This is a genomic window from Nonomuraea maheshkhaliensis, assembly GCF_039529435.1.
In the GTDB taxonomy this organism is placed as follows: Bacteria; Actinomycetota; Actinomycetes; order Streptosporangiales; family Streptosporangiaceae; genus Nonomuraea; species Nonomuraea maheshkhaliensis.
In genome coordinates this window covers 1-612 of the sequence record NZ_BAAAMU010000335.1, presented here as the reverse complement: position 1 = coordinate 612, position 612 = coordinate 1, and the positions used below count along the sequence as shown (strand labels likewise).

The following is a 612-nucleotide window of genomic DNA, read 5'->3' as shown; positions in this document are numbered from 1 at the left end:
ACCACCGACTCCACCACCACCGGAGCCGACACCAACTCCCCACGATCAGCGGCCAGGATGACGGCACGGCGTTCCAGGGCCGCGCGGCTGACGGCGAGGGAGTAGCCGACGTCGGCGGGTGACGCGGTGGACAGCGTGGCGTCCGACAGCGCCGCGCGCATCTGCTCGGTGACGGCCGCGAGACCCGGCTCGCTCCGAGCCGACAACACCACCGGCACCGGGAAGGCGAGCGGTTCTGCGGGCTCCAAGACAGCGGACGCCGAGGCGGCCTCCTGGGCGGCGGGCTCCGAGGCAGCGGGCTCTGGAGCGGGGGCCTGCTCCAGGATGACGTGGGCGTTGGTGCCGCTGATGCCGAACGACGACACCCCGCCCCGGCGCGGGCGGCCCAGTTCCGGCCAGTCGGCCGTGTGGTCGGCCAGCCGTACGTCACCCTGGGACCAGTCGACGTGGGTGGTGGGCTCGTCCACGTGCAGGGTCGCCGGGATGACGCCGTGTTCCAGGGCCAGCACCATCTTGATCACACCGGCGACACCGGCGGCGGCCTGCGTATGACCGAAGTTCGACTTGACCGAGCCGAGCCAGAGCGGCACCTGACGCCCCTGCCCGTACACC

Annotated in this window: 1 protein-coding gene; it reads right to left on the bottom strand. The window is 72.5% G+C overall.

The annotated features are described in order from the left end of the window. Positions 1–612, bottom strand: a 612-nt coding sequence (locus ABFX54_RS56720) for a ketoacyl-synthetase C-terminal extension domain-containing protein (RefSeq protein WP_346115631.1), incomplete at both ends; no start/stop codon positions are given.